Below are 25,512 nucleotides of genomic sequence, written 5' to 3' on the forward strand. Positions count from 1 at the left end.
CCTTCAGCGCAGCGCGAAACCCAGGGCCACGCCGGCAAAGATGGCCGCGCCAATCCAGTGGCTCTTGCTGAAGGCGACAAAGCAGCCCGCGCGCGTGCGCGTGCGGATCAGCCGGTAATGCCACAGCACCTGGGCCGCCGCCAGGCCCAGGCCCAGCCACAGCGGCCAGCCCAGCCCATAGGGCGCCAGCACCGCCGCCGTCAGCGCCAGGCAGGCCACGAAGAACAGCATGATGGCGGCCACATCAAAGCGCCCCAGCGTGATGGCCGAGGTCTTCATGCCGATCAACAGGTCGTCGTCGCGGTCCACCATGGCGTACTCGGTGTCGTAGGCCAGCACTAGGAACATGTTGGCCAGCCACAGCACCCAGACCTGGCCCGGCACGCCGCCCGTCACCGCGGCAAAGGCGATCACGATGCCAAAGTTGAAGGCAATGCCCAGAAACGCCTGCGGCATGGCAAAGAAGCGCTTGGTGAACGGATACAGGATGGTGAAGACCACCGCCGGCACCGACCAGGCCACGGCCTGCCAGCGCGTGGTCAGCACCAGGGCCAGGGCCACCAGCGCCAGCGCCGCGCCCAGCAGGGCCGCCTCGGTCACGCTGACCAGGCCGCTGGTGATGGGGCGCGCCTGCGTGCGCTTCACATGGCGGTCAAAGCCGCGGTCGGCAATGTCGTTGATGCAGCAGCCGGCGCTGCGCATGAGCACCGTGCCGGCGACGAACACGGTCAGCAGATGCCAGCCCGGAAAGCCCCCCGCCGCCACCCACAGCGCCACCAGCGTGGGCCAGACCAGCACCAGCCAGCCGGCGGGGCGGTTGAAGCGGATCAGGTCCAAATACAAGGAAATGCGCGAACGCGCGATAACGGCAGACATGCAGGCACTTGACAGCAAGGAACGAACAAACAAGAGGCCGTGTTTATACGCCATCCGCTACGCGGCATCCCGCGTGGGATCAGGTGCAGCCAGGCCTTGGTGCAGCATCTTGGTATCGCCGCCGCCGCTGCCACGCCATGGTGGCCTTACTATTGCCCTCTGTCAGCGGGCTCTATGCCGTTTCGTGTGGGACTTGGCAATAATTGCCAAGTGCGGCGGGGTGCCTTCGAGTACAAGAGCTGACATTGGACGACAATATTGGAAACATGATCGTGCCCAAAGCAGCAGTCAAGGCTTCACAAGGCTTGTCGCCTCAACATGTTGATTCGACAAGCCTTTGCCCATGGTTTGCCATGATTTGACCGCATCAAGGTCGGGCCCTGCGGGTGGACTACGTCCAGCCTTGACCCGGTCAATTCATGGCGGCGAGACACCCCACGCCATCTGCCCCAGCTTTGCAACTTCCACACGAAACGACGAGGAGCCTGTCAGCGTTGCATCTACATGGGCAACCGAACCGAAATTGGTGCAGTCCAGTCTCTTGATTATTTCAGCATAGGCAAACAATGAACTACAGGCGAGAAATTGACGGAATCCGAGCACTGGCGGTCATCCCCGTGATCCTTTTCCATGCGGGGTTCGGTTTGTTTTCTGGCGGATATGTAGGTGTTGATGTATTTTTCGTCATCAGCGGTTATTTGATAACCGGTATTGTGATGAGCGATATCAAACGCGGCACATTTTCCATTGCTGATTTTTACGAGCGGCGCATCAGACGCATCTACCTGCACTCTTTTTGGTTGTGCTGATCTGCGCCCCTGCGGCATTTTTCATCTTACTTCCATCAGATCTTAAGGAATTCGGCCAGAGTTTGATTGCCGTTGCGACATTCTCGTCTAACATGTTTTTCTGGTCGCAAAGTGGCTATTTTCACGGGGCAGCCGAATTAAAGCCAATGCTTCATACATGGAGCTTGTCGGTAGAAGAGCAGTTCTATGTGTTTTTCCCGATCTTGCTGCTTTTGATGTGGCGTTGGAAACGAAAGCTGATCGTCCCCGTATTGTTGGCGATAGCCGTTGTCAGCTTGTTTTTGGCAGAGTGGGGCGCATTTAACAAACCTATTGCGGCATTTTTCCTTTTGCCAACCAGGGCCTGGGAGTTGCTGTTGGGTTCGTTGGTGGCATTCCATCTCGCTGATGATTCGCGCAAGCAACTATCCATAACACAGAGCAATGTTTTGTCGGCAGTCGGACTCATCGCAGTGGCATATGCCATTTTTCGCTTTGATGCAAGAACCACTTTCCCGGGATTACACGCGGTTATTCCAACGCTTGGAACAGCACTGATGATCATCGGAGCCAAGCCGGAGACATGGGTGGGCAAATTTTTGTGCCAGCCTACAATGGTCTCTGTGGGCTTGATCAGTTACAGCGCCTACCTATGGCATCAACCGATATTTTCGTTTGCTCGTCACCTTGGTTTGACGGCTTCGGCCACGTTGACTTTGGGGGCGTTGGCAGTGTCGTCTCTGGTTCTAGGCTACCTGAGTTGGAGATATGTCGAAACACCTTTCCGACGTAATCGCTCCATCCCTCGAAATCGAATTTTCTTGTTCGCCGGCTTCGGATCGTTAGCAATGTTGCTGGCAGGCGTTTCAGGGCATGTGCTCAATGGCTTTATTGACCGGCTAAACCCCGATGATCGCTACCTGGCGTCCATCTCGCCCAGCAACCAAGGTACGTATGTACGCACGCGATTTGACGCTCGTCACCACGCCCCGTTCGCACCAGGCGGCAATGGCATCAAGCTCATGGTCATAGGCGACAGTTTTGCAAAAGATTTAGTTAATGCCATCTATGAAGGGCCACTTGCAAATAGAGTACAGGTTTCCACGCATCAAATCGCGGCAGGTTGCGGCAACTTATTCTTGACACGCAGCATCGAAGACCAAGTGACAAACTCCTACCCTGTTTTGTGCCGCCAAGACGGCCGGTATAATCAAGCAACAGTACAGGAACTCATACGGCAAAGCGACCAGGTTTGGGTTGCATCCGATTGGCAAGCATGGGATGCTGCATTACTACCGGAAAGTCTGGCTAACTTGGAAAGAACATTTGGCGATAAATTCGTTATTTTCGGCACTAAGAATTTTGGCGCTATAAACATCAAGAAAATGCTTGCAACACCAGCACCAAAGCGGCATCAGCTGCAGAACCAAATTTCCGAAACCAGCCGCATGATCAACCGTCAACTGGCACAAACAGTTGACGCCACCCACTTCGTAAATGTGTCGGATTTAATATGTGGAACGCCCGTGGGGACGAGCGGTGAGTGCCGCGTGTTTACCGCTGATGGCCGCTTGCTGTCCTACGATGGTGGACATTTGACAGTCGATGGAGCAAGGGAGCTAGGCGCAAAACTGATTGATGTGCCCGCGATCAGGAATGCACTTTCTTTCTGAACACCATCAATCCGGGTAAAGGCATGGGCCGCATCCACTCCTCCAAAATGCGTGTCGTGCCAGGGGTGCCGTAGGTGTCCATGCGTTGCCATGGTTCGCGTCAGTGCTGGTGTCCGCACCAGTAGTACGCTTCGGCGGCATGGCGACAGGTCCGGATCGGCGATCAACTAAAAAGGGCCGAAGCCCTTATATATCAAGCGCTACGCGCTATCAATCTTCGAGCAATGAGCGCAGCATCCAGGCCGTCTGCTCATGCACCGTCATGCGCTGGGTGAGCAGGTCGGCGGTGGGCTCGTCGCAGGCCTTGTCGGCCAGGGGAAAGAGCTCGCGCGCGGTGCGTGCCACGGCCTCGTGGCCCAGCACCAGGATGCGCACCATCTCCAGCGCCTTGGGCGGATCGGCGGGTACGTCGTCCAGCGACGACAGCTTGCCAAACGCCGCGTACGAGCCCGGCGCCACATGGCCCAGCGCGCGTATGCGCTCGGCGATCGGGTCAACGGCATTCCACAGCTCGGTGTACTGCTCCATGAACATGGTGTGCAGCGTGTTGAACATGGTGCCGGTCACGTTCCAGTGGAAGTTGTGCGTGGTCAGGTACAGCGTGTAGGTGTCGGCCAGCAGGCGCGACAGGCCCTGGGCAATGGCGGCTCTGTCCTTGTCGCTGATGCCGATGCGGATGCCCGGGGCGGCAATGCCCTGGGCGGAAGCGGGCGTCTTCACGGTCTTGCTGGTTTTTGCGGCTTTGGCCATGGTGCTTTCTCCTTCGGTTGACTTGATAAAGACTGTAGCGCAGCAGGGCTGCCTCGCCATGACTTGTGGCAATTGCGGGCATAGCCAACGCGGCCCGCTTCAGCTCAGGCGCTTGACCCCCGGCAGCTCGCAGGCGTAGATGGCGTTGCGCAGCGCGGCGATGGCCTCGTAGCGCGTGAAGCTGCGGCGCCAGGCCAGCACCACGCGGCGCATGGGCGGGGCGCTGCCGTCGCTCTCCTTGATGGGCAGGTAGCGGATATGCGCGTCGTCGCTCTTGCGCCGGCGCACGCCGGTGTGCAGCGCGTCGCGCGGCACCGACAGGCGCGGCACCAGGGTCACGCCCATGCCGGCCGAGACCATGTGCTTGATGGTCTCCAGCGAGCTGCCCTCGAAGGTGCGGCGTATGCCCTCGGCATTGCTGGCAAAGCGCGCGAACTCGGGGCAGACCTCCAGCACATGGTCGCGAAAGCAGTGGCCCGCGCCCAGCAGCAACATGGTCTCGTTCTTCAGCTCCAGGGCCGACACGTTCTTGCGCTCGGCCAGCGGGTGGCTGGATGGCACGGCCGCCAGAAAGGGCTCGTCGTACAGCGGCGCGATCGCCAGGCCGGTGTCGGGGAAGGGCTCGGCCAGGATGGCGCAGTCGATCTCGCCGGTGCGCAGCATCTCCAGCAGCTTGACGGTGAAGTTCTCCTGCAGCATCAGCGGCATCTGCGGCGTGCTCGCGATGGAGTGGCGCACCAGCTCGGGCAGCAGGTAGGGGCCTATGGTGTAGATCACGCCCAGGGTGAGCGGGCCGGCCAGCGGGTCCTTGCCGCGCTTGGCGATCTCCTTGATCTCGGCCGCCTGCTCCAGCACGCTTTGCGCCTGGCGCACGATCTCCTCGCCCAGCGGCGTGACCGTGACGTCGCCCGCGCTGCGCTCGAACAGCTTGACCTCAAGCTCGTCCTCGAGCTTCTTCACCGCCACCGACAGCGTGGGCTGCGAAACGTAGCAGGCCTCGGCGGCGCGGCCAAAGTGCTTTTCACGCGCGACGGCGACGATGTATTTGAGTTCTGTGAGGGTCATGGCGGCCAATTGTGCAATGCCGTGCCCCGCATTGCATGGTGGATTTCACGCCTTCAGGTAGTCCGCCTTTCCGCCCAGCCAGCGCTGGACATGCTGGGCCGCCAGCGCCGCGTGCCGGTCCAGCATCTGCGGCGCCGCGGCGCGCGCCCATTCGAGCAGCGCCGTGTCCGTGGCCAGGTCGGCGAAGCGCAGCAGCGCGTCGCCCGACTGGCGCGCGCCCAGGAACTCGCCGGGGCCGCGGATCTCCAGGTCGCGCCGCGCGATCTCGAAGCCGTCCGTAGTCTCGGCCATGGCCTTGAGGCGGTCGCGCGCCGTCTCGCCCAGGCGGCCGCTGTCACCCGTGGAGTACAGCAGCACGCAGGCCGAGGCCGCCGCGCCGCGCCCCACGCGCCCGCGCAGCTGGTGCAGCTGCGACAGGCCGAAGCGCTCGGCATGCTCGATGACCATCAGCGAGGCGTTGGGCACGTCCACGCCCACCTCGATGACGGTGGTGGACACCAGCACGCCCATGCGCCCGCTCTTGAACTCCTCCATCACCGCCTTCTTCTCGGCGGACGGCATGCGCGAGTGCAGCAGGCCCACGGTCACGCCGGGCAGGGCCTCGCTCAGATCCGCGTGCGTGGCCGTGGCGTTGGACAGGTCCAGCGCCTCGCTCTCCTCGATCAGCGGGCACACCCAGTACACCTGCCGCCCCGCGGCCACCTGCGCGCCGATGCGCTCGACCACCTGGTCCTTGCGGCTGTCGGCGATGAGCTTGGTGACGATGGGCGTGCGGCCCGGGGGCAGTTCGTCGATGGTGGAGACGTCCAGGTCCGCGTAGTAGCTCATGGCCAGGGTGCGCGGGATGGGCGTGGCGCTCATCATCAGCAGGTGCGGCTCCATGCCATCGTGCTGGAGCTTTTGCCGCAGCGCCAGGCGCTGGGCCACGCCGAAGCGGTGCTGCTCGTCGATCACGGCCAGCGCCAGGTTCCGGAAGCGCACCTGCTCCTGGATCACGGCATGCGTGCCCACGACGAGCGCGGCCCCGCCGCTGGCGATGCGTTCGAGCATAGCGGCGCGCTCCTTCTTCTTCTGCCCGCCCGCAAGCCACGCCACCTGCCGCCCGCGCGCGGCCAGCAGCGGCGCCAGCCAGCCGATGAGCTTGGCGAAATGCTGCTCGGCCAATATCTCCGTGGGCGCCATCAGCGCGCACTGCCAGCCCGCGTCCATGCAGCGGGCGGCGGCCAGGGCCGCCACCACGGTCTTGCCCGAGCCCACGTCGCCCTGCAACAGCCGGTGCATGGGCACGGCGCGCGCGAGGTCGCGCGCGATCTCCTCGCCCACGCGGCGCTGCGCCGCCGTGAGGCTGAAGGGCAGCGCGGCCAGCAGCTGCTCGTGCAGCGCCTGCGCGCCGGGCGCGGGGCTCAGCCGCGGCGCGCGCAGGCGCGCGCGCTCGCGCTTGGAAACGAGCTGCGACAGCTGCTGCGCCAGCAGCTCCTCGGCCTTCAGGCGCTGCCAGGCCGGGTGGCTGTGGTCCTGCAGCGTGGCCAGCGCCACGTCGGGGGCGGGGTTGTGCAAAAAAAGGAGCGACTCGCGCAGTCCCCATGGGCGATGGAGGCCATTTTCACTGTCGAACCGCGCCAGCGGCGGCTCCAGCCCCGGCGGCAGGGTCTCGGGCAGGTCCACGCGCGCGAGCGCGCTGGCCACGGCCCGGCGCAGGTAGGCCTGGGGCAGCTGCGCCACCGTGGGGTAGACGGGCGTGAGCGCCGCGGGCAGCGCGCCCTCGGCCTTGCGGAACGCCGGGTGCAGCATCTGCCGGCCCCAGAAGCCGCCCCGGACCTCGCCGCGCGCGCGCAGGCGCTCGCCCACGGCCATGGCCTTCTGGTGCGAGGGGTAGAAGCTGAAGAAGCGCAGCTCGCAGCTGCCCGTGCCGTCCTCCAGCGTCACCACGAGCTGGCGGCGCGGGCGCATCTGGATCTCGCTGGCCGTCACCGTGCCCTCGACCTGCACCGTCTCGCCCTCGCGCGCGCTGCGGATCGGCGTGATGCGCGTCTCGTCCTCGTAGCGCAGCGGCAGGTGCAGGGCCAGGTCGATGTCGCGCGTGAGGCCCAGCTTCTCCAGGGCCTTGCGGGCCGGGCTGGGCGCAGGGGTGCGGGCGGAGGGAGATGCGGCGGGGCGGGGCACGCGAAAAGGCTACCACGCCGTGCGCCACCCTTTGCCGAGGACCTGCACCCCGCACGGGCAGGGCCCGCGGGGGGGAGGGGGGAGTGTTGTACATTCCGATACACAGCCGGGCCGGGGCGGGCGGGACCGCCCTGCCACGGCACCGGCACTTTCGTTCCCGCTTTTTCACTGTCCCCATGCTCAAGCGCATCGATGTCCGGCACCTCGTCCTGGGCATGTATCTGCACGAATTCTGCGGTTCCTGGATGGAGCATCCCTTCTGGCGCTCGCGTTTTCTGCTCACCGATCCGAAAGACCTCGCGCTGATCCGCAAGACCAACATCCGCGAGGTCTGGATCGACGTCTCCAAGGGCCTGGACGTGACGCCCGGCACCGCCGCCGTGTCCCGCGAGGAAGTCGACGCGCAGGTCGAATCCGAGCTGCACCATGCGGGCAACAACCAGGCCGAGCTGCCGATCGACCTGGGCAAGGACGACGCGCTCAAGCCCAGCGCGATGTCCGACGAGCTGCGCCGCGCCGCGTCGATCTGCGCCAGCGCCAAGAAGGCCGTGGTCTCCATGTTCGCCGAGGCGCGCATGGGCCGCGCCCTGGACACGCAGACCGCGCAGGGCATGGTCGACGAGATCTCCGACTCGGTCATGCGCAACCCCGGCGCGCTCATCAGCCTGGCGCGGCTGAAGACGGCCGACGACTACACCTACATGCACTCGGTGGCCGTGTGCGCGCTCATGGTGGCGCTGGCGCGGCAGATCGGCATGGACGAGCAGGCCACGCGCCTGGCGGGCCTGGCCGGCCTGCTGCACGACCTGGGCAAGGCGGCCATCCCGCTGCACATCCTCAACAAGCCCGGCAAGCTGACCGACGAAGAGTTCGCCATCATCCGCAGCCACCCCGAGGCGGGGCACTCCATGCTGCAGCCCAGCAGCGTGCATCCGGCCGTGCTCGACGCCTGCCTGCACCACCACGAGAAGATCGACGGCACGGGCTACCCCCACCGGCTCAAGGGCAGCGAGATCAGCGTGCTCGCGCGCATGGCGGCCATCTGCGACGTGTACGACGCCATCACCTCCGACCGGCCCTACAAGAACGGCTGGGACCCCTCCGAATCGCTGCGCCGCATGGCCGAGTGGACACATGACCACTTCGACGGCCGGCTGCTGCAGGCCTTCGTGAAGACCATCGGCATCTACCCCGTGGGCTCGCTGGTGCGGCTGGCCTCGGGACGCTTGGGCGTGGTGACGGAGCAAAACGGCGGCTCGCTCCTCGCGCCGCGCGTGAAGGTCTTCTTCTCGACGAAGTCCGACCTGCGCATCCCGCCCGAAATCGTCGATCTGTCCGCGCCGGGCTGCGCGGAGAAGATCGTGGGGCGCGAAAACCCGGCCCAGTGGAACTTCCCCGACCTCAACGAGATCTGGTCGGGACTGCCCGAGCGCCCCTGGTAAGCGTCTATTCAAAGGGCGTGGGAAAATCGCGGCCTTTTTTCGTCCACCCGCATCCTCTTGGCACGGGCCCGTCCGGCCCTCAAGCCCCATGTCCACCAGCCCCCGCGCCTTCACGCTCTCCGACTTCGACTTCGCCCTGCCCGAGGCGCTGATCGCCCAGCACCCCGCCCCCGTGCGCAGCAGCTCGCGCCTGCTCGACGGGCGCGCCGCCCCACCCTCCGACCGCATCTTCCACGAGCTGCCCGCGCTGCTGCGCGAAGGCGACCTGCTCGTGTTCAACGACACGCGCGTGGTCAAGGCGCGCGTGTTCGGCGAGAAGGCGAGCGGCGGCCGGCTGGAGCTGCTCATCGAGCGCGTGCTCGCCGGCAACGAGGTCGTGGCCCACATGAAGGTCAGCAAGAAGCCCATGCCCGGCGCCACGGTGCACATGGCCGGCGGCAAGGCGGCGGGCGGCTTCGACGCCACGCTCCTCTCGCGCTGGCCCGACGCCGACGGCCCGCTGTTTCGCTTCGCGCTGCACGGCCCTGCGGGCGAGACGCCCTGGGAGCTCATGGAGCGCCACGGCCACCTGCCGCTGCCGCCCTACATCGAACGCCAGCAGAACGCGGGCCACGACCCTGATGAGGCCGAGGACGCCGAGCGCTACCAGACCGTCTTCGCGCGCGCCCCAGGCGCCGTGGCCGCGCCCACGGCGGCGCTGCACTTCGACGACGCGGTGCTGGCCGCGCTGGCCGAGCGCGGCGTGCAGCGGGCCAGCGTCACCCTGCACGTGGGCGCGGGCACCTTCCAGCCCGTGAAGACCGAGAGCCTGGCCGAGCACCGCATGCACAGCGAGTGGTACGAGGTGCCGCTGGCCACGCTCGCCGCGCTGGAGCGCTGCCGCATGCGGGCGGGGCGCGTGGTGGCCGTGGGCACGACCACGGTACGCACGCTCGAATCGTGGGCCCGAAGCGGCCAGACCACAGGCGAGACGGACATCTTCATCACGCCGGGCTTCCAGTTCCAGGTGGTCCAACTCCTCGTCACCAACTTCCACCTGCCCAAGAGCACGCTGATGATGCTGGTGAGCGCCTTCGCGGGCTACGAGCACGTGATGCAGCTGTATCGCCACGCCATCGAGGAGCGCTACCGCTTCTTCAGCTACGGAGACTCGATGCTGCTGGAGCGCAAGAATGACCCCACACACCCCTGAGGCCCTTCGGGCCCTCCCCCCCCCCGCTCTCGCATTGCTACGCAATGCGGGCAGGGGGATCGCTTGCTCAGCGCGGCGGGGCGGCCCTTGCGCGGCGGCCCTCGCCCGCCACGCGCCGGTTTCACGCACTGCGCCATGAACAACTGACATGACGGCTTCCGCAAACCGCCGGCGCTCGGCCCTCTCCGGCATCGCGCTCACCGTGGGCGCGTGCGCCTGCTTCGCGCTGCTGGACATGTCCACCAAGCTCGTGGGCGCCACGGTGCCGCTCTTCATGGCGCTGTGGCTGCGCTACCTGTTCCAGTCGCTGCTCACCTCGGCCTGGGTGCTGCCGCGCACGGGCTGGCGCTGGCCGCGCACGCGGCACCCGCGCTTCCAGATGCTGCGCGCGGCGCTGTTCGCGGGCACCAGCCTGTTCGGATTCCTCAGCATCCGGTTCATGCCCCTGCCCGAGTTCACGGCCATCGTCGCGGCCACGCCGTTGTGCGTGACGCTGGTGGCGGCGCTGTGGCTGCGCCAGCCCGTGAGCCCGCTGCGCTGGGTGCTGGTGGCCACGGGCCTGGCCAGCGTGATGCTCATCCTGCGCCCCGGCGGCGGCGCCTTCACCTGGGCCATGCTGCTGCCGCTGGCCATGCTGGCCCTGGCCACGGGCTACCAGATCCTCAGCAGCCTGATGGCGGGCCAGGAAGACCCGGCCACCACGCAGTTCTACACGGGCTGGATCGCCACGGCGCTCACGTCGCTGGGCGCGCCGTTCGTGTGGACGCACATCGCCAGCCCCTGGGTGTGGCTGGGCACCTTCGTCATGGGCCTGTCGAGCGCGCTGGGGCACCTGATGCTGTTGCGCGCCTACGCGCGCACCACGCCCGCCACCATCGCGCCTTTCCTCTACACGCAGATCGGCTTCGCCATGCTCGCGGGCTGGGCCGTGTACGGCCACATGCCTGACGGCTGGTCGCTCGTGGGCATGGGGCTGATCGCGGCCAGCGGCGCGGCGAGCGCGTGGCTCACGGTGCGCGAGACGCGCTGATACTCACGAAAAGAGAGCTGCCAGCCCTTTCCTGGCAAGCGCTGGAGGCCGATTTGGCTTAGAACGCCACCGCGCACCCATCCTTGCGCGGGTCGGAGCCCGCGACGTACACGTCGCCCTGCCGCAGCACGAGCTGCGCGCCGCCGAAGGCGAACACGCCGTTGCCCGCCTCCACCGTGACCTCGTGGCCGCGCGCGCGCAGTTGCTCCACCACCGCCGCGTCGAAGTGCGGCTCCACGGCCACGCCTTTGCCGCCCGTCACGCGCCAGCGCGGCGCGTCGGCCGCCGCCTGCGGGTTCTGGCCGTAGCGCAGCACGCGCAGCGCCATCTGCGTGTGGCCCTGGCTCTGCATGGGGCCGCCCATGACGCCGAAGGCCATTTGCGGCGTGCCGTCGGCGTTCATCGCGAAGGCCGGGATGATGGTGTGCGAGGGGCGCTTGCGCGGCCCCACCTCGTTGGCATGGCCAGGCGTCAGGCTGAAGCCGTGGCCGCGGTTCTGCAGGCTGATGCCCGTGCCCGGCACGACCACGCCCGAGCCGAAGCCCATGTAGTTGGACTGGATGAACGAGACCATCATGCCCTGCGCGTCCGCCGCCGCCAGGTACACCGTGCCGCCCGCGCGCGGCGCGCCATAGGTGGGCGCGCCCGCGCGCGCGGGGTCGATCAGCGCGGCGCGCTCGCGCAGGTATTCGGGGCGCAGCAGGTCGGCGGGCACGACGCGCATGTGGGCTATGTCGGCGTTGTACTGGTGCAGGTCTGCGAAGGCAAGCTTCATGGCCTCGACCTGCAGGTGCACGCTATCCACGCCGTCCAGCGGCTGATCGCCCACGCCCAGCGCATCCAGCATGCCCAGCGCCATCAGCGCCGCGATGCCCTGGCCGTTGGGCGGAATCTCGTGGATCACCGAGTCGCCGAAGCGCTGGCTCACCGTGCCCACCCAGTCGGCCTGGTGGGCCGCGAGGTCTTCCTCGGTCATCGCGCCGCCGTTGGCCTGCGAATGCGCGGCCATCTTCTCGGCCAGCTCGCCGCGGTAGAAAGCCTCACCCTGGGTGGCGGCGATCAGCTCCAGCGTGCGCGCGTGCGCCTCGCTGCGAAAGACCTCGCCCGCGCGCGGCGCGCGGCCATTGGGCAAAAAGCATTCGGCGAAGCCCGGCTGCTCGCCCAGCTTGGCCCTACCCAGCTCCCACAGCCGCGCGATGGTGGGCGATACGGGGAAGCCCTGGCGTGCGTAGCCGATGGCGGGCTGTGCCAGCCGGGCGAACGGCAGCCTGCCGAAGCGCTGCGACAGCGCCACCCAGGCCGAGACGGCGCCCGGCACGGTGACGGCGTTCCAGCCCTTTTCGGGAATGCCGCCGAGCTTGGCGAAATACTCGGGCGTCCACGCGGCGGGCGAGCGGCCCGAGGCGTTCAGGCCATGCAGCTCCTTGCCATCCCACACGATGGCGAAGCCGTCGCTGCCGATGCCGCAGCCCGTGGGCTCGACCACGGTGAGCGCCATGGCGGCGGCGATGGCCGCGTCCACGGCGTTGCCGCCGGCCAGCAGCATGGACAGGCCCGCCTGGGCGGCCAGCGGCTGCGAGGTGGAGACAATGTTGCGCCCCATCACCGCGCTGCGGTGCGAGGCGTAGGGCAGGCTCCAGTCGAGGGTCTTTGCGTCGTGGTGCATGGCGGTCATTCCAGGGAGATCTTGTGCTGGCGGATCACGCTCGCCCAGCGCGCGCTGTCGGCCTGCACCATGGCGGCGAACTGCGCGGGCGTGCCGGGCGCGGCGGGCTCCACGCCCAGCTTGGCGAGGCTGGCCGCCACCTCGGGAGCCTGCATGGCCTTGGTGAAGGCCTTGGTGATGCGATCGACCAGCGCGGGCGAAGCGCCGGCCGGCAGGTACACGCCGAACCAGGTGACCGACGCATAGCCGGGCAGGCCCGACTCGGCCAGCGTGGGCAGCTCGGGCGCGAGCGCGCTGCGCTTCTCGCTGGTGACGGCCAGCGCGCGCAGGCGGCCGCTCTTGACGTGCGGCATGCCCGTGGGCAGGGAGTCGAACAGCAGGTGCACCTGGCCCGCGGCCAGGTCGGGGATGGCCAGCGCCGTGCCCTTGTAGGGCACGTGCGTCATCTCGATGCCGGCCTGGGCGCTGAACGCGGCGGCGTTCAGGTGCACGATGGTGCCGTTGCCGCTGGACGCATAGTTGAGCGCGCGCGGATGGGCCTTGGCATAGGCGATGAGCTCCTGCACCGACTTGGCGGGCAGCGAGGGCGTGACCAGCAGCACGCTGGGCGCGTCGGCCAGGTGCGCCACGGGCGTGAAGTCCTTGCGTGCGTCGTAGGCCAGGCGCGGCATGAGGTGCGGCGAGATGGCGTGCGTGCTGCTCGTGGTGAGCAGCAGCGTGTAGCCGTCGGGCGCGGCCTTGGCGGCCTCGGCCGCGCCAATGGTGCCGCCCGCGCCGGGCTTGTTGTCCACCACGAACTGCTGGCCCAGGTCCTGCGCCACGCGCTGCGTGACCACACGGGCCACGAGGTCGGTCGCCCCGCTGGCCGGGAACGGAACCACCACGCGCACGGGCTTGTCGGGCCAGGCCTGCGCCTGCGCCCCCGCCCATGCCATCCACAACGCCACGCCCAGGGCCCAGATACGCATCGCAGTGCTCCTCAGTTATTGAATGCTTCGAGACCGGGCATCTTAGAAAAGCGTCCGCGTTCTGACCAACACCGATTCTGGAAGCCTGCGTTGCCGAAACGGCAAAGCACTGCATACTTGCAGCCCATGCGCGCCCACCAGTTGCAAGACACCGCGCTGCGCTACTTCCTCGCGGTGGCGCAGAGCGGCTCGATCACCGAGGCCTCGGCACACCTGCACGTGGCCGCGTCGGCGCTGAGCCGGCAGATCGCGGGACTGGAGGCGCAGCTCGGCGCGCCGCTGTTCGAGCGGCACCCGCGCGGCATGGTGCTCACCGAGGCGGGCGAGATCCTCGCGCGCCACGCGCGGCGCGCGCAGCTGGACGCCGAGCACGCGCTGGGCGAAATCGGCGCGCTGCGCGGCCTGCGCGCGGGGCAGGTGCGGCTGGCCACGTCCGACGCCTTCGCCAACGAGCTCGTGCCGCGCCTGTGCGCGGATTTCCAGCGCACGCACCAGGGCATCCAGTTCAGCGTGCAGGTGCTGCCCACGGCCCAGGTGCCCGGCGCGGTGCGCGGCGGCGCGGCCGACATCGGCCTGTGCTTCAGCCGCGCGCCCGAGAAGGATATCGCCGTGGCCTACCGCCAGAGCGCGCCCGTGCTGGCCCTGCTGCCGCCGGGCCACGCGCTGGCCCGCGCGCGCAGCGTCACGCTCGCGCGCATGGCGCGCTACCCGCTAGCCCTGCCCCCGCCCGAGACCACGGTGCGCCAGATGATCGACATCGTCTGCAGCCGCCAGGGCCTGCGCCTGGAGCCCGTGCTCGTGAGCAACCATGCCAAGACCATGCTGCACTTCGTGGCGAGCGGCGGCGGGCTGTCGGTGGGCAGCGAGGTCGCCGCGCGCCACATGGTCGCCGCCGGCGCCCTCGTGGCCCGGCCCATCGGCGACCAGAGCATGGACCTGCGCGACCTGCAGGTGCAGACCCTCGCGGGCCGCAGCCTGCCCGTGGCGGCGCAGGCCTTCCTCGCACTGCTGTGCGAGAGTCTGGCGGGGTAGCCGGGCAGTCAGTAGCCGTGCTGCTCGCGGAAGGCGCGCGCCTTGCCGAAATGCCCGCAGCCGATGAAGGGCACGGGCGGGCGCAGCGCCGACAGCGGCGAGGGGTGGTTGGCCGTGAGCACGAGGTGCCCGCGATCACGCGGGATGAAGGCGCGCTTGGACTGCGCGTGGCTGCCCCAGAGCATGAAGACCACGGGCCGGTCGCCGTCGGCCACGTGATGGATCACCGCGTCGGTCAGTTGCTCCCAGCCCCGGCCGGAATGGCTCGCGGCCTGGCCCTCCTCCACGGTGAGGCAGGTGTTGAGCAGCAGCACGCCGTTCCTCGCCCACTTGACCAGGCTGCCGCCGGGGTCGGGGAACGGCGGGAAGGGCACGCCCAGGTCGCGCTGCATTTCCTTGAAGATGTTCTGCAGCGAGGGCGGCAGCCGCACGCCGGGCGCGACGGAGAAGGCCAGCCCCTCGGCCTGCCCGCGGCCGTGGTACGGGTCCTGCCCCAGGATGACCGCGCGCACCTGCTCGGGCGGCGTGAGCTCCAGCGCGCGCAGGGGCTTCGGGGGAAAGATGGCGGCGCCCGCCTCCAGCCGCGCGTGCAGGAAAGCCAGCAGCGCCTGGCCGCGCTCGCCCGCGAAGAAGCCATCGACCAGCGGCTGCCAGCCGGGCGCCACGGGCCAATCGGCCGGGTCGGCGCTCATGAGTTGCGTGGGGGAGCGCGGCGCGTCGTTCATGGTCGAAATGGCCTCCAAGGCTTATCCATCAAGCGCAACAAGCTATCAAACAAGGAGCATTCATGCAAACAGCCGGGCCAGCGCCAGCCCGGGATCGGGCGCGCGCATGAAAGCCTCGCCGACGAGGAAGGCGTTCACACCCGCATCGCGCAGCGTCCTGACGTCGTCGGGCGCGAGGATGCCCGACTCGGCCACCAGCAGGCGGTCGGCCGGCACGTGCTTTTTCAAGTCCAGCGTGGTCTGCAGCGATACCTCGAAGGTGCGCAGGTTGCGGTTGTTGATGCCGACCAGCGGGGTCTTGAGCCTCAAGGCGCGCTCCAGCTCCGCGCCGTCGTGCACCTCCACGAGCACGGCCATGTCCAGGCCATGGGCGATGGCCTCCATGTCGGCCATCTGCGCGTCGTCCAGGCACGCAGCGATCAGCAGCACGCAGTCCGCGCCCATCGCGCGCGACTCGTAGATCTGGTACGGATCGACCATGAAGTCCTTGCGCAGCACGGGCAAAGTGCAGCTCGCGCGCGCCTGCTTGAGGTAGTCGGGCTGGCCCTGGAAGAACTGGCGGTCGGTGAGCACCGACAGGCACGCGGCGCTCACCTTACCGTCGCCCTCGGCATAGCTCTGCGCGATGTCGGCGGGGATGAAGTCGGCGCGGATCACGCCCTTGCTGGGGCTGGCCTTCTTGATCTCGGCGATCACGCCGGCCTGGCCCGCGCCGATCTTGGCGCGCAGCGCGCCCACGAAGTCGCGCGTGAGCACGCGGCTCTCGGCGTCGCGACGCATGTCGGCCAGCGGCATGCGCTTCTTGGCGGCGGCCACTTCCTCGGCCTTCACGCCGCAGATTTTGCTCAGGATGTCGGACATGGCTTTTCAGTCCCTGGAAGGTTGGTCGGGCTGCGGCGCGCGCAGCACCTTGCGGACGGCGCAGTGCATCGCGATGCCCACGACGACGAACAGCAACGATACGCCGAGCACGATCCAGGTGCCCGCGTCGCGCCAGATGGGCGCATCGAGCAGGCTCATGCCGCGGCCAGCCGGCGCGTGAACGCGGCCAGCGCGTCGAGCTTGGCGAGCGCCGCGCCGCTGTCGATGGCGGCCTGCGCGCGCGCCAGGCCCTCGGCGATCGAGGGCGCCACGCCCGCCGCGTAGAGCGCCGCGCCCGCGTTCAGGCAGACGATGTCGCGCGCCGGGCCCTCGGCGCCCTTGAGCACTTCGAGCAGCAGGGCCTTCGACTCCTCGGGGCTTTCCACGCGCAGCGCGCGCGTGCCGGCCATGCGCAGGCCGAAGTCCTCGGGGTGGATCTCGTACTCGCGCACCACGCCGTCCTTGAGCTCGCCCACCAGCGTGCCCGCGCCCAGGCTGATCTCGTCGAGCCCGTCGCGGCCGTAGACCACCACGGCGTGCTCCGCGCCCAGGCGCTGCAGCGCGCGCACCTGGATGCCCACGAGGTCCTCGTGGAACACGCCCATGAGGATGTTGGGCGCGCCCGCGGGATTGGTCAGCGGCCCCAGGATGTTGAAGATGGTGCGCACGCCCAGCTCCTTACGCACGGGCGCCACGTTCTTCATGGCCGGGTGGTGGTTGGGCGCGAACATGAAGCCGATGCCGACCTCGGCGATGCACTCGGCGATCTGCTCGGGCGTGAGGTTGATGTGCACGCCCAGCGCCTCCATCGCGTCCGCGCTGCCCGACTTGCTGGACACGCCGCGCCCGCCGTGCTTGCTTACCTTGCCGCCCGCGGCGGCGATCACGAAGGTGGCGCAGGTGGAGATGTTGAAGGTGTTCGCCCCGTCGCCGCCCGTGCCCACGATGTCCACGAGCTGCCGCGTGTCCGCCACGTGCACCTTGCGCGAGAACTCGCGCATCACCTGCGCGGCGGCGGTGATCTCGCCGATGGTCTCCTTCTTAACGCGCAGGCCGGTGACGATGGCCGCCGTCATCACGGGCGAGAGCTCGCCGCTCATGATGAGGCGCATCAGGTGCAGCATCTCGTCGTGAAAGATCTCGCGGTGCTCGATGGTGCGCTGCAGCGCTTCTTGCGGGGTGATCATCATGCTTGCTCCAGGAAGTTCTTCAGCATGGCGTGGCCGTGCTCGGTCAGGATGCTCTCGGGGTGGAACTGCACGCCCTCGATGGGCAGCGTCTTGTGGCGCACGCCCATGATCTCGCCGTCGTCCGTCCAGGCCGTGATCTCCAGCACCTCGGGGCAGCTCGCGCGCTCGATGGAAAGCGAGTGGTAGCGGTTCACGGTGAACTGCCGGGGCAGCCCCGCGAACACGCCCTTCTGCGTGGTGGTGATGACGCTGGTCTTGCCATGCATGAGCTCCTGCGCCCGCACGATCCTGCCGCCGAACGCCGCGCCGATGCTCTGGTGCCCCAGGCACACGCCCAGGATCGGCAGCCTGCCCGCGAAGTGCTGGATGGCGGCGACGGACACGCCCGCCTCCGCCGGCGAGCATGGCCCGGGTGAGATCACGAGCCGATCGGGCGCGCGCGCGGCGATGCCCTCCAGCGTAATCTCGTCGTTGCGGAACACCTCCACCTCGGCGCCCAGCTCGCCCAGATACTGGACGATGTTGTAGGTGAAGCTGTCGTAGTTGTCGATCATCAAAAGCTTGATCATCGTAAGTCCTTGATTTACATTGTTTTTTGCCTGATTCCACGCATTCCGATATACACAGTTATGTACACGCCGAACGGGGAAGATGGGCCAAAAGATACCCGAACGCCTTGAGGGTCATGCAGAAATGGCTCTAACAGGTCGTAACCACGACAGCGCGTCCGGCTAGCAATCTGCATCGAACATGCTTACCCCCATACAGCGACCATCCCGCCGCGCACCATCGACAAGCATCGCCAAGGGACGAAGCCAAGAGTAGGCCGCGCATGGCCATGCAAAGACATGTAGCGAACTTGGGACAACGATGAAGACATTGGCGATCTCCTCTAGATGCTGGAGCCGCCGCGCCGGATGACATCTGACTAAACCTTGCCTACCGGTACCGGCGGCAAGGAGCGGCTCATGGCCGCAACAACGTGCCGCTTCCAACTAGGAAGCGCCACCAATGGGTAACGTTGATCGAGACAGTACAGATCATGTCAGATGTGAGAGCTTGATTGGCAGATATGCAAGGCCATACTGGTTCCGGAGTAGGCATCTGCTCCAAGCGATGGAGAGTGTAGCATCCGCGCCCCTGTTCCATTTCACTCAGCCTATGCCACTTTGACAATGGTTCGCACCTGGGCAACAGACTGGTTCGAGCACCAAACCGAAGCAGGAGATCTTGCACCACTTGGACATCCCTCTGAAAGAGGGTCCAGCCACCATGTTCCGGCGAGACTGGCTGCTATGCAGCGTTTGCTGCCGCTGGCCCGATGATAGCGAGTGAACCGCCCCGGCTTTCAAGGAGGCCGATTGGTTTAAGTTGACACCTCTGTCGAGGTGTCGCTGACGGCGAGTTGCCTCCAGTAGTTTGCCTCAGCTTCTGCCGGAGGGATGCCCCCAATCGGCGTGAGCAGTCGGACGTGATTGAACCAGTGCACCCACTGCAGGGTGGCCAGCTCCACGGATTCCCTGGTCTTCCAGGGTCCCCGGCGGTGAATCAGCTCGGCCTTGTACAGCCCGTTGATGGTCTCGGCCAGTGCGTTGTCGTAGCTGTCACCCCGGCTGCCCACTGATGGCTGGATACCCGCCTGGTCCAAGCGTTCGGTGTAGCGTATGGAAACGTATTGACTGCCCCTGTCGGAATGGTGCGTCAAGGCATGGGCTGCTGGCTGGCGGTCATACAGCGCCTGCTCCAGCGCATCCAGCACGAAGTCCGTTTGCATGCTGCGGCTGACCCGCCAGCCCACGATGCGCCGGGCGTACACGTCCACCACGAAGGCCACGTACAACCAGCCCTGCCAGGTGGAGACGTAGGTGAAGTCCGACACCCACAGCTCGTTGGGCCGGCTGGCCTTGAATTGCCGGTTGACGTGGTCCAGCGGGCACGGTGCCGATGTGTCCGGCGTGGTGGTGCGCACTGTCTTGCCACGGCGTGCTCCTTGCAAGCCCATGGCACGCATCAGGCGCTCGACCGTGCAGCGCGCCACTGCGATGCCCTCGCGGTTCATCTGCAGCCAGACCTTATCGGCCCCGTAGACCTGCCAGTTGGCGTGCCACACGCGCTGGATGTCGGCTTTCAAACCCTCGTCACGCTGGACGCGTTGACTGCGCAGTTGCGGGTTGCGTTGCCGGGCTGCGTGGCGCCAGTAACACGACGGGGCCATCTGCAGCACCCGGCAGATGGGCTCGACCCCGTAGTCATCACGGTGGCGGTCGATGTAGTTCTTCAAGACTTCAATCGGCGGTCGAGCTCCGCCTGCGCGAAAAACGCGCTGGCCGTCTTCAGGATGTCGTTGGCCCGGCGCAGCTCTTTGACCTCACGCTCCAGTTCCTTGATGCGCTGGGCGTCTGCCGTGGTGGTGCCGGGGCGCTGGCCGCTGTCGACCTCGGCCTTCTTGACCCAGTCATTCAAGGTCTGCGGCACGCAGCCAATCTTGGGCGCAATCGATTCAATGGCTGCCCACAGCGACGGGTAGTCGGCTCGGTGCTCCTGCACCATGCGAACGGCGCGCTCGCGGACTTCCGGGGAGAACTTCGGTGACTTGTTCATGGCTCCATCTTCTCAAGAGTTGGTGCCTCCTCGAAATCCGGGGCTGTTCATGGTCATGGCGTGGTCGGGGCACGGGGCCTTTGCGTGCTTCTTCACAGACCGCGAACGACCAGTTTCTGCGAAAGACGGCATGGAGCTCGGGGCAAGCCTCGAACAACCGGAAGATGTCGCCCAGCTTCAGCCCGGGAAGCAGCGCCACTGGCTCAAAAAGGTAAGCCACCGCGTGCTCGGCGACGTTGCGCGCGACAGGGACATCGTCAGCGTCGCGGGGGGAGAAATCGCGGGCAACGAGGGCCGCGCCAGGACCAAGGGTCAGGGTGTCCATGGGTGACCAGCGAAGGGAGCGATCTTCGGCAGAACGCCATCGGGGTCGTACACGCGCAACTGGTCCGCGGGCCTTGCAGAACTCCGGTAGACCACCAGATTGATGCCGTCAGGCCGTGCCTGCGAGGGGAACAGGATTCCATCAAGTCCCTCAGCAATCACATCCTCGGACATATACCAAGTCGGCGGTTCAACCGATTTACCGAACCACTCCGCTCGCCAGTCCACCGCGAAATCAGCCCACAATGGCGGCCACTTCTGTGGATCGAAGCCCGCACTGAAGTCCGCCACCCGCAGCCCTTTGACAAAGAACGTACAGATCGTGCCCGGACGCAGCCACGGGTTGTCCTGCTTGTATTCCGCCAATGCAGTGGCTTCATCCATCGCCAGATAGAGGGCTTCCTGGCCGGGCCGATTGAAGCGACCGCCCTGGCGCGCAGCCCCCATACCGGACAGCGGCATGCCAGCATAAGCGGGTGAGATGATGCGGTAGAAAGCCTCGGCCTTGCCCTCGCCGAGGATCGCGACTGGAATCATCCAGCAGCACCGCCTGCAAGCGACTCCAGATAGGCAATGACCGCATCGACCCGCCCCTCCTGAACCAAGGCATCGGCGGTCTTGTAGCCGAAGGCGCGCAGCGGTTCATTGCGCACAAGAAAGGCCGCACGCTTTTCGTCGCCGGTCATCTCGGTAGCCACAGCAAGTACCCGCACCATGTCCTGAAGGTACTTTTGCAGTTGTGGCGCCTGGGGCCTGGCGGTCGGGGTATTGCGGTGCACGTGGGCGCGCTCCGCCAACTCCTGAATCTGGAAACCGAGGAAATCCCCGAGCAGGGCCGGAGACAGATACGGCGTACCCGGCTCGCGGAATTGCTCGACAAAAGGCTGTTGCAGCACGGCGCTCATGGCTCTGGCTCCACGCAATAGATATGCACTTATTTTGCACTCACCCTAGCCTTTGTGCAACCGGCGGAGCCACCATAATCCGATGTCTGCCTGCCTCCAACAAGTTCAGAAGGCTCTGACAGTCAAGCCCATGTGTATAACGCCCTCAAGGCTTGCCATTACTCACTTCATTACACACATCGGCGCTGGCTTGCTCTGGAAGTCAGTAGAACTCCGCAGAAATCAATTCCTTTTGAATCAACAACTTACATATCCTCAGTGGACGTGAAAAGCCCTCGGTGGACGCTGTTTGCAGTTATCGATCATGAGGAGCTTCATGCGTGCTCTCCCTTGGGTTGGAGCCCCTTGGCGCGCAGCCGGGCCAGCTCGTCGTGTTCGTAGGCGATATAGCACTCCATCATCGCACGGTAGAGGCGCTCCATCAGGTCAGGGTCGCCGCCCTGGGCCTCGGCCATGGGGCGCACGCGGTCGATGATGGCCTGGATGCGCGCCTCGTCGCGCACCAGCCCTTCGTCGTTCTTCACGCGGGCGGCCTGGGTCATGTAGCCGCCGCGCTCGACCAGCAGCGGCACCAGCAGGTCGTCCAGCGCGTTCACGCCGTCGCGCACCTCGGCCAGCGTGGTGCAGTGGCGGACCTTGTCGATGGCGCGGCTCATTCCAGGCCCTCCTCGACGAGTTCCGCCGCGCGCAGCAGCGCGCGGGCCTTGTGCTCGGTCTCCCTCCACTCCAGCTCGGGCACCGAGTCGGCCACCACGCCGGCCGCGGCCTGCACGTAGAGCGTGCCGTCCTTGACTATTGCCGTGCGGATGGCGATGGCCACGTCCATGTTGCCCGCGTAGCTGAGATACCCGCAGGCGCCGCCGTAGAGGCCGCGCTTGGTGGGCTCCAGCTGGTCGATCAACTCCATCGCGTGCACCTTGGGCGCGCCCGTGAGCGTGCCGGCGGGGAAGGTGGCGCGCAGCACGTCCATGCTGGTCATGCCGTCGTTGAGGATGCCCTCCACGTTGCTCACGATGTGCATCACGTGGCTGTAGCGCTCGATGGCGAAGGCCTCGGTCACCTTCACCGTGCCGGTCTTGGCGATGCGGCCGATGTCGTTGCGCGCCAGGTCGATGAGCATCACGTGCTCGGCGCGCTCCTTGGGATCCTGAACCAGTTCCTGCTCGATGGCCTTGTCGGCCTCGAGCGTCGCGCCGCGCGGGCGGGTGCCGGCCAGGGGGCGGATGGTGATCTTCTGGCCCTCGGGCGTGGCCTCCTGGCGCACGAGGATCTCGGGGCTTGCGCCCACCACCTGGAAGTCGCCGAAGTGGTAGTAGTACATGTAGGGCGACGGGTTCAGCGAGCGCAGCGCGCGGTAGAGCGACAGCGGTGATTCGGTGTAGCGCTTGTGGATGCGCTGGCCCACCTGCACCTGCATGAAGTCGCCCGCGGCGATGAGCTCCTTGGCGCGCGCCACGGCGGCGAGGTAGTCGGCCTTGGCGAAGCTGCGCTGCGCGGGGTGGCTCTCGCTGGGCCTCACCACGGGCGCGCTCACCGAGTACTTGAGCTGGTCCTTCAGGTCGCGCAGGCGCTTCTTGCCCTTGGCATAGGCCTCGGGCTCGGCCGGGTTGGCATAGACGATGAGGTAGAGCTTGCCCGAGAGGTTGTCGATGACGGCCAGTTCCTCGCACTGCAGCAGCAGGATGTCGGGGCAGCCCAGCGTGTCGGGCGGGCAGGTGGATTCGAGCTTCTTCTCGATGTAGCGCACCGCGTCGTAGCCGAAGTAGCCCGCGAGGCCCCCGCAGAAGCGCGGCAGGCCCGGGCGCAGCGCCACCTTGAAGCGCTTCTGGTATTCGGCGATGAAGTCCAGCGGGTTGCCGGCGGCGGTCTCGACCACCTGGCCGTCGGTCACCACCTCGGTCCTGGCCGCGTCGCCGAAGCCGCTCGCGCGCAGCAGCGTGCGCGCGGGCAGGCCGATGAAGCTGTAGCGCCCGAAGCGCTCGCCGCCGACGACCGACTCCAGCAGGAAGCTGTTCGTGCCGTCGCCCTTGCCGTGGGCCAGCTTGAGGTAGAGGGACAGGGGGGTTTCCAGGTCCGCGAAGGCTTCCGCGATCAAGGGGATGCGGTTGTAGCCCTCCAGGGCCAGGCTTTTGAATTCGAGTTCAGTGATCACGAGGAGAGTTCCCAGCTCGTGCGGCGCGCCGCCGTTCGGGCGCGGGCCGCGGGTTCATTCGGGAGACGGCCCGCAGCTGCGGGCGGAGTCACGGGCGCACGCTGGGAGCGGCCCAGGTGCGATCAGGGGTTCAGTTTCGCAGGCTTGCGCCAGGGCCAGGCTCCCCGGTCGCTGCGACCTGCAATGAACGTGCGATGAACGAACATGGGCGAAAGTGTAGCAAAGCCCCCGGAACGCTGAAAAAGCCCGCAGACCCGTGTTTTATGACCGCATTGCAATCGTAAAAACATGTCATCATCAAAGAAACATTTATTTGCAATTTGCGGCATCATGGAGCTACGCATGCAACTCAGCAACATCAAGGTAGGCACGCGCCTGGCCTTGTCCTTCGGACTCGTCCTGTTCATCACTGCGCTCATCGCCGGCATCGGCATATGGCGATTACAGGCCCTGGCGGCCACCACCCAGCAGCTCACCAGTACCGACAACGAACGACTCAAGGCCGCCCAGCAGTGGCGCCAGGGCATCTACCAGAACTGGATCCGCACGCGCGCCGCGCTGCTCGACTCGGGCACCAGCCACCTGGCCAGCTGGCAGGCGGAAATGGACCAGACATCCAAGGACGTCGATGTCTCGCGCAAGGCGGTGGAGCGGCTGCTGCAGTCCGACAAGGGGCGCGAGCTGCTCGCCGACATCGACAAGGCCCGCGAGGCCTACCGCTCGCCACGCGCCGACCTGTTCAAGCGCAAGGCCGCGGGCGAGGACGTCGGGCCCCTGGTGGACAGCCAGCTCAAGCCCCTGTCCGATGCCTACATCCGCACCCTCTTCGCACTGGAGGAGCGCCAGCAGGATCTGTACGAGCACACCCGTGAACAGGCCGTCGCGGAGGCGTCCCAGGGCCGCGCGATCCTCCTCGCCGCCACGGCGCTGGCGCTGCTGGTGGGCGCGGGCGCGGCCTTCGTGCTGAGCCGCTCCGTCACCATGCCGCTGCAGCAGGCGGTGCGCCGCGCCGGCCAGATCGCCGAGGGCGACCTGACCCAGCCCATCGAGGCCCAGGGCCGCGACGAGGCCGCGGCCCTGCTGAACGCGCTGCGCCACATGCAGGACAACCTGGCGCGCGTGGTGTCCGACGTGCGCGCCAACGCCGAGAGCGTGGCCACGGCCAGCGCCCAGATCGCGCAGGGCAACGGCGACCTGTCCGCGCGCACCGAGAGCCAGGCCAGCGCGCTGCAGGAAACGGCCGCCTCCATGGAACAGCTGGGCGCCACCGTGCGCCAGAACGCCGACAACGCCGCCCAGGCCAACCAGCTGGCCATGAGCGCGAGCACCGTCGCCGCGCAGGGCGGCGAGGTCGTCTCCGAAGTGGTGGACACCATGCGCGGCATCAACGACGCGAGCCGCAAGATCGCCGACATCATCGGCGTGATCGACGGCATCGCGTTCCAGACCAACATCCTGGCGCTCAACGCAGCGGTGGAGGCCGCGCGCGCGGGCGAACAGGGCCGGGGCTTCGCCGTGGTGGCCGGCGAGGTACGCAACCTCGCGCAGCGCAGCGCCGAGGCGGCCAAGGAAATCAAGCAGCTCATCACCGCGAGCGTCGAGCGCGTGGAGCAGGGCACGCAGCTCGTGGACAAGGCCGGCGCGACCATGACCGAAGTGGTCGGCGCCATCCGGCGCGTCACCGACATCGTGGGCGAGATCAGCGCGGCCAGCAGCGAGCAGAGCAGCGGCGTGTCCCAGGTGGGCGAGGCCATCACGCAGATGGACCAGGCCACGCAGCAGAACGCCGCGCTGGTGGAGGAAAGCGCCGCGGCGGCCAGCAGCCTCAAGGCCCAGGCCGCGCAGCTCGTGCAGGCCGTGGCCGTGTTCAAGCTCGCGGGCCATGCGGGCACCGCCATCACCCACGCCGTCAAGGCGCCGCCGCCCGCCCCCGTGGCGGCGCCTCCCGTCCCGCGCAGCACAGCCAAGCCCGGCGCGCCGGCGCGGCCGCTGGCGCGCACCACCGCCCAGCCACCCCAGGCGCCCCAGGCACCCAAGACATCCAAGGCGCCCGCCCCCGCCCTGGCAACGCAGGGCGGCGACGATGACTGGGAAAGCTTCTGATCCAGG

Annotated in this window: 23 protein-coding genes, 1 pseudogene and 1 other annotated feature; of the genes and pseudogenes, 8 read left to right on the top strand and 16 right to left on the bottom strand. The window is 66.9% G+C overall.

Features of this window, described 5'->3' with window-relative positions:
• Positions 1–3 precede the first annotated feature (3 nt).
• On the bottom strand, positions 4–876 hold the full coding sequence (gene ubiA / locus ALIDE2_RS21680) for a 4-hydroxybenzoate octaprenyltransferase (protein WP_013723142.1): 873 nt from the start codon (positions 874–876) through the stop codon (positions 4–6).
• Positions 877–1,442: 566 nt separating this feature from the next.
• Between ubiA and ALIDE2_RS25725 the strand changes: the two are divergent.
• Both ALIDE2_RS25725 and ALIDE2_RS25730 read left to right on the top strand, forming a co-directional pair.
• Positions 1,443–2,368, top strand: a pseudogene (locus ALIDE2_RS25725) (acyltransferase family protein); the annotation flags it as partial.
• Between the two features lie 144 nt (positions 2,369–2,512).
• Positions 2,513–3,337 (top strand): SGNH hydrolase domain-containing protein, encoded by an 825-nt coding sequence (locus tag ALIDE2_RS25730; RefSeq protein ID WP_337999175.1) that lies wholly within the window; start codon positions 2,513–2,515, stop codon positions 3,335–3,337.
• 210 nt (positions 3,338–3,547) lie between these two features.
• On the opposite strand, the gene ALIDE2_RS21685 is transcribed toward ALIDE2_RS25730, so the two are convergent.
• From ALIDE2_RS21685 to recG, 3 genes are all read right to left on the bottom strand, one after another.
• Positions 3,548–4,087, bottom strand: a complete 540-nt coding sequence (locus ALIDE2_RS21685; protein WP_013723143.1) for a Dps family protein — start codon at positions 4,085–4,087, stop codon at positions 3,548–3,550.
• A gap of 99 nt (positions 4,088–4,186) precedes the next feature.
• Positions 4,187–5,152, bottom strand: coding sequence for a LysR substrate-binding domain-containing protein (locus tag ALIDE2_RS21690; protein ID WP_013723144.1), 966 nt, complete (start codon positions 5,150–5,152; stop codon positions 4,187–4,189).
• 45 nt (positions 5,153–5,197) lie between these two features.
• Positions 5,198–7,315, bottom strand: a complete 2,118-nt coding sequence (gene recG / locus ALIDE2_RS21695) for an ATP-dependent DNA helicase RecG (RefSeq protein ID WP_013723145.1) — start codon at positions 7,313–7,315, stop codon at positions 5,198–5,200.
• 176 nt (positions 7,316–7,491) lie between these two features.
• On the opposite strand from recG, the gene ALIDE2_RS21700 reads away from it, so the two are divergent.
• The 3 genes from ALIDE2_RS21700 to ALIDE2_RS21710 all read left to right on the top strand — a co-directional run bounded on the left by ALIDE2_RS21700 (position 7,492) and on the right by ALIDE2_RS21710 (position 10,979).
• On the top strand, positions 7,492–8,757 hold the full coding sequence (locus ALIDE2_RS21700; RefSeq protein ID WP_013723146.1) for a cyclic di-GMP phosphodiesterase: 1,266 nt from the start codon (positions 7,492–7,494) through the stop codon (positions 8,755–8,757).
• Between the two features lie 88 nt (positions 8,758–8,845).
• Positions 8,846–9,949: a tRNA preQ1(34) S-adenosylmethionine ribosyltransferase-isomerase QueA gene (queA, locus tag ALIDE2_RS21705; RefSeq protein WP_013520756.1), complete on the top strand. Its 1,104-nt coding sequence runs from the start codon at positions 8,846–8,848 to the stop codon at positions 9,947–9,949.
• A gap of 148 nt (positions 9,950–10,097) precedes the next feature.
• Entirely contained in the window at positions 10,098–10,979 is an 882-nt protein-coding gene (locus tag ALIDE2_RS21710) for a DMT family transporter (RefSeq protein WP_013520757.1), read from the top strand.
• A 58-nt stretch (positions 10,980–11,037) separates the two neighbouring features.
• On the opposite strand, the gene ALIDE2_RS21715 is transcribed toward ALIDE2_RS21710, so the two are convergent.
• Positions 11,038–12,645, bottom strand: coding sequence for a gamma-glutamyltransferase family protein (locus tag ALIDE2_RS21715; RefSeq protein WP_013723147.1), 1,608 nt, complete (start codon positions 12,643–12,645; stop codon positions 11,038–11,040).
• A 5-nt stretch (positions 12,646–12,650) separates the two neighbouring features.
• Positions 12,651–13,613, bottom strand: a complete 963-nt coding sequence (locus tag ALIDE2_RS21720) for a tripartite tricarboxylate transporter substrate binding protein (protein WP_013520759.1) — start codon at positions 13,611–13,613, stop codon at positions 12,651–12,653.
• Between the two features lie 126 nt (positions 13,614–13,739).
• Between ALIDE2_RS21720 and ALIDE2_RS21725 the strand changes: the two genes are divergently transcribed.
• Entirely contained in the window at positions 13,740–14,645 is a 906-nt protein-coding gene (locus ALIDE2_RS21725) for a LysR family transcriptional regulator (protein WP_013520760.1), read from the top strand.
• Between the two features lie 8 nt (positions 14,646–14,653).
• Here the strand turns inward: ALIDE2_RS21725 and ALIDE2_RS21730 are convergent, their stop codons facing one another.
• The 6 genes from ALIDE2_RS21730 to ALIDE2_RS21750 all read right to left on the bottom strand — a co-directional run bounded on the left by ALIDE2_RS21730 (position 14,654) and on the right by ALIDE2_RS21750 (position 20,022).
• The gene (locus tag ALIDE2_RS21730; RefSeq protein WP_013723148.1) at positions 14,654–15,370 is read right to left on the bottom strand and encodes a uracil-DNA glycosylase; all 717 of its coding nucleotides are present in this window, start codon (positions 15,368–15,370) and stop codon (positions 14,654–14,656) included.
• Positions 15,371–15,430: 60 nt separating this feature from the next.
• A complete protein-coding gene (gene trpC, locus ALIDE2_RS21735) occupies positions 15,431–16,231 on the bottom strand; it encodes an indole-3-glycerol phosphate synthase TrpC (protein ID WP_013520762.1) in 801 nt (266 codons plus the stop codon).
• 6 nt (positions 16,232–16,237) lie between these two features.
• Positions 16,238–16,390 carry a hypothetical protein gene (locus ALIDE2_RS25320; RefSeq protein ID WP_013520763.1) on the bottom strand — a complete coding sequence of 51 codons (153 nt, stop codon included), beginning with the start codon at positions 16,388–16,390 and terminating at the stop codon, positions 16,238–16,240.
• Positions 16,387–17,418, bottom strand: a complete 1,032-nt coding sequence (trpD, locus tag ALIDE2_RS21740) for an anthranilate phosphoribosyltransferase (RefSeq protein WP_013520764.1) — start codon at positions 17,416–17,418, stop codon at positions 16,387–16,389. Before trpD ends, ALIDE2_RS25320 begins: the two co-directional genes overlap by 4 nt.
• A complete protein-coding gene (locus ALIDE2_RS21745) occupies positions 17,418–17,990 on the bottom strand; it encodes an aminodeoxychorismate/anthranilate synthase component II (RefSeq protein WP_013723150.1) in 573 nt (190 codons plus the stop codon). Before ALIDE2_RS21745 ends, trpD begins: the two co-directional genes overlap by 1 nt.
• Positions 17,991–18,787: 797 nt before the next feature.
• A protein-coding gene (locus ALIDE2_RS21750; RefSeq protein WP_085945337.1) for an IS3 family transposase occupies positions 18,788–20,022 on the bottom strand; the annotation gives its coding sequence in 2 pieces (ribosomal slippage) (positions 18,788–19,734 and positions 19,734–20,022; 1,236 coding nt in all).
• Positions 19,628–19,744 (bottom strand) — a sequence feature (AL1L pseudoknot). Its footprint overlaps the gene before it by 117 nt.
• Here ALIDE2_RS21750 and ALIDE2_RS21760 point away from each other — a divergent pair.
• Positions 20,021–20,353, top strand: a complete 333-nt coding sequence (locus ALIDE2_RS21760; RefSeq protein ID WP_148262987.1) for a hypothetical protein — start codon at positions 20,021–20,023, stop codon at positions 20,351–20,353. The genes ALIDE2_RS21750 and ALIDE2_RS21760 overlap by 2 nt on opposite strands.
• Here the strand turns inward: ALIDE2_RS21760 and ALIDE2_RS21765 are convergent.
• The 4 genes from ALIDE2_RS21765 to trpE all read right to left on the bottom strand — a co-directional run bounded on the left by ALIDE2_RS21765 (position 20,335) and on the right by trpE (position 23,403).
• Positions 20,335–20,883: an RES family NAD+ phosphorylase gene (locus tag ALIDE2_RS21765; RefSeq protein WP_013520794.1), complete on the bottom strand. Its 549-nt coding sequence runs from the start codon at positions 20,881–20,883 to the stop codon at positions 20,335–20,337. The two genes, ALIDE2_RS21760 and ALIDE2_RS21765, sit on opposite strands and share 19 nt — an antisense overlap.
• Entirely contained in the window at positions 20,880–21,251 is a 372-nt protein-coding gene (locus tag ALIDE2_RS21770) for an antitoxin Xre/MbcA/ParS toxin-binding domain-containing protein (RefSeq protein WP_013723152.1), read from the bottom strand. Before ALIDE2_RS21770 ends, ALIDE2_RS21765 begins: the two co-directional genes overlap by 4 nt.
• A gap of 314 nt (positions 21,252–21,565) precedes the next feature.
• Positions 21,566–21,907, bottom strand: coding sequence for a chorismate mutase (locus tag ALIDE2_RS21775; RefSeq protein ID WP_013723153.1), 342 nt, complete (start codon positions 21,905–21,907; stop codon positions 21,566–21,568).
• Positions 21,904–23,403, bottom strand: coding sequence for an anthranilate synthase component I (trpE, locus tag ALIDE2_RS21780; RefSeq protein ID WP_013723154.1), 1,500 nt, complete (start codon positions 23,401–23,403; stop codon positions 21,904–21,906). Before trpE ends, ALIDE2_RS21775 begins: the two co-directional genes overlap by 4 nt.
• Before the next feature lie 342 nt (positions 23,404–23,745).
• Between trpE and ALIDE2_RS21785 the strand changes: the two genes are divergently transcribed.
• The gene (locus ALIDE2_RS21785) at positions 23,746–25,506 is read left to right on the top strand and encodes a methyl-accepting chemotaxis protein (protein WP_013723155.1); all 1,761 of its coding nucleotides are present in this window, start codon (positions 23,746–23,748) and stop codon (positions 25,504–25,506) included.
• Positions 25,507–25,512: the final 6 nt, after the last annotated feature.

This window comes from Alicycliphilus denitrificans K601 (genome assembly GCF_000204645.1).
Classification (GTDB): Bacteria; Pseudomonadota; Gammaproteobacteria; order Burkholderiales; family Burkholderiaceae_C; genus Alicycliphilus; species Alicycliphilus denitrificans.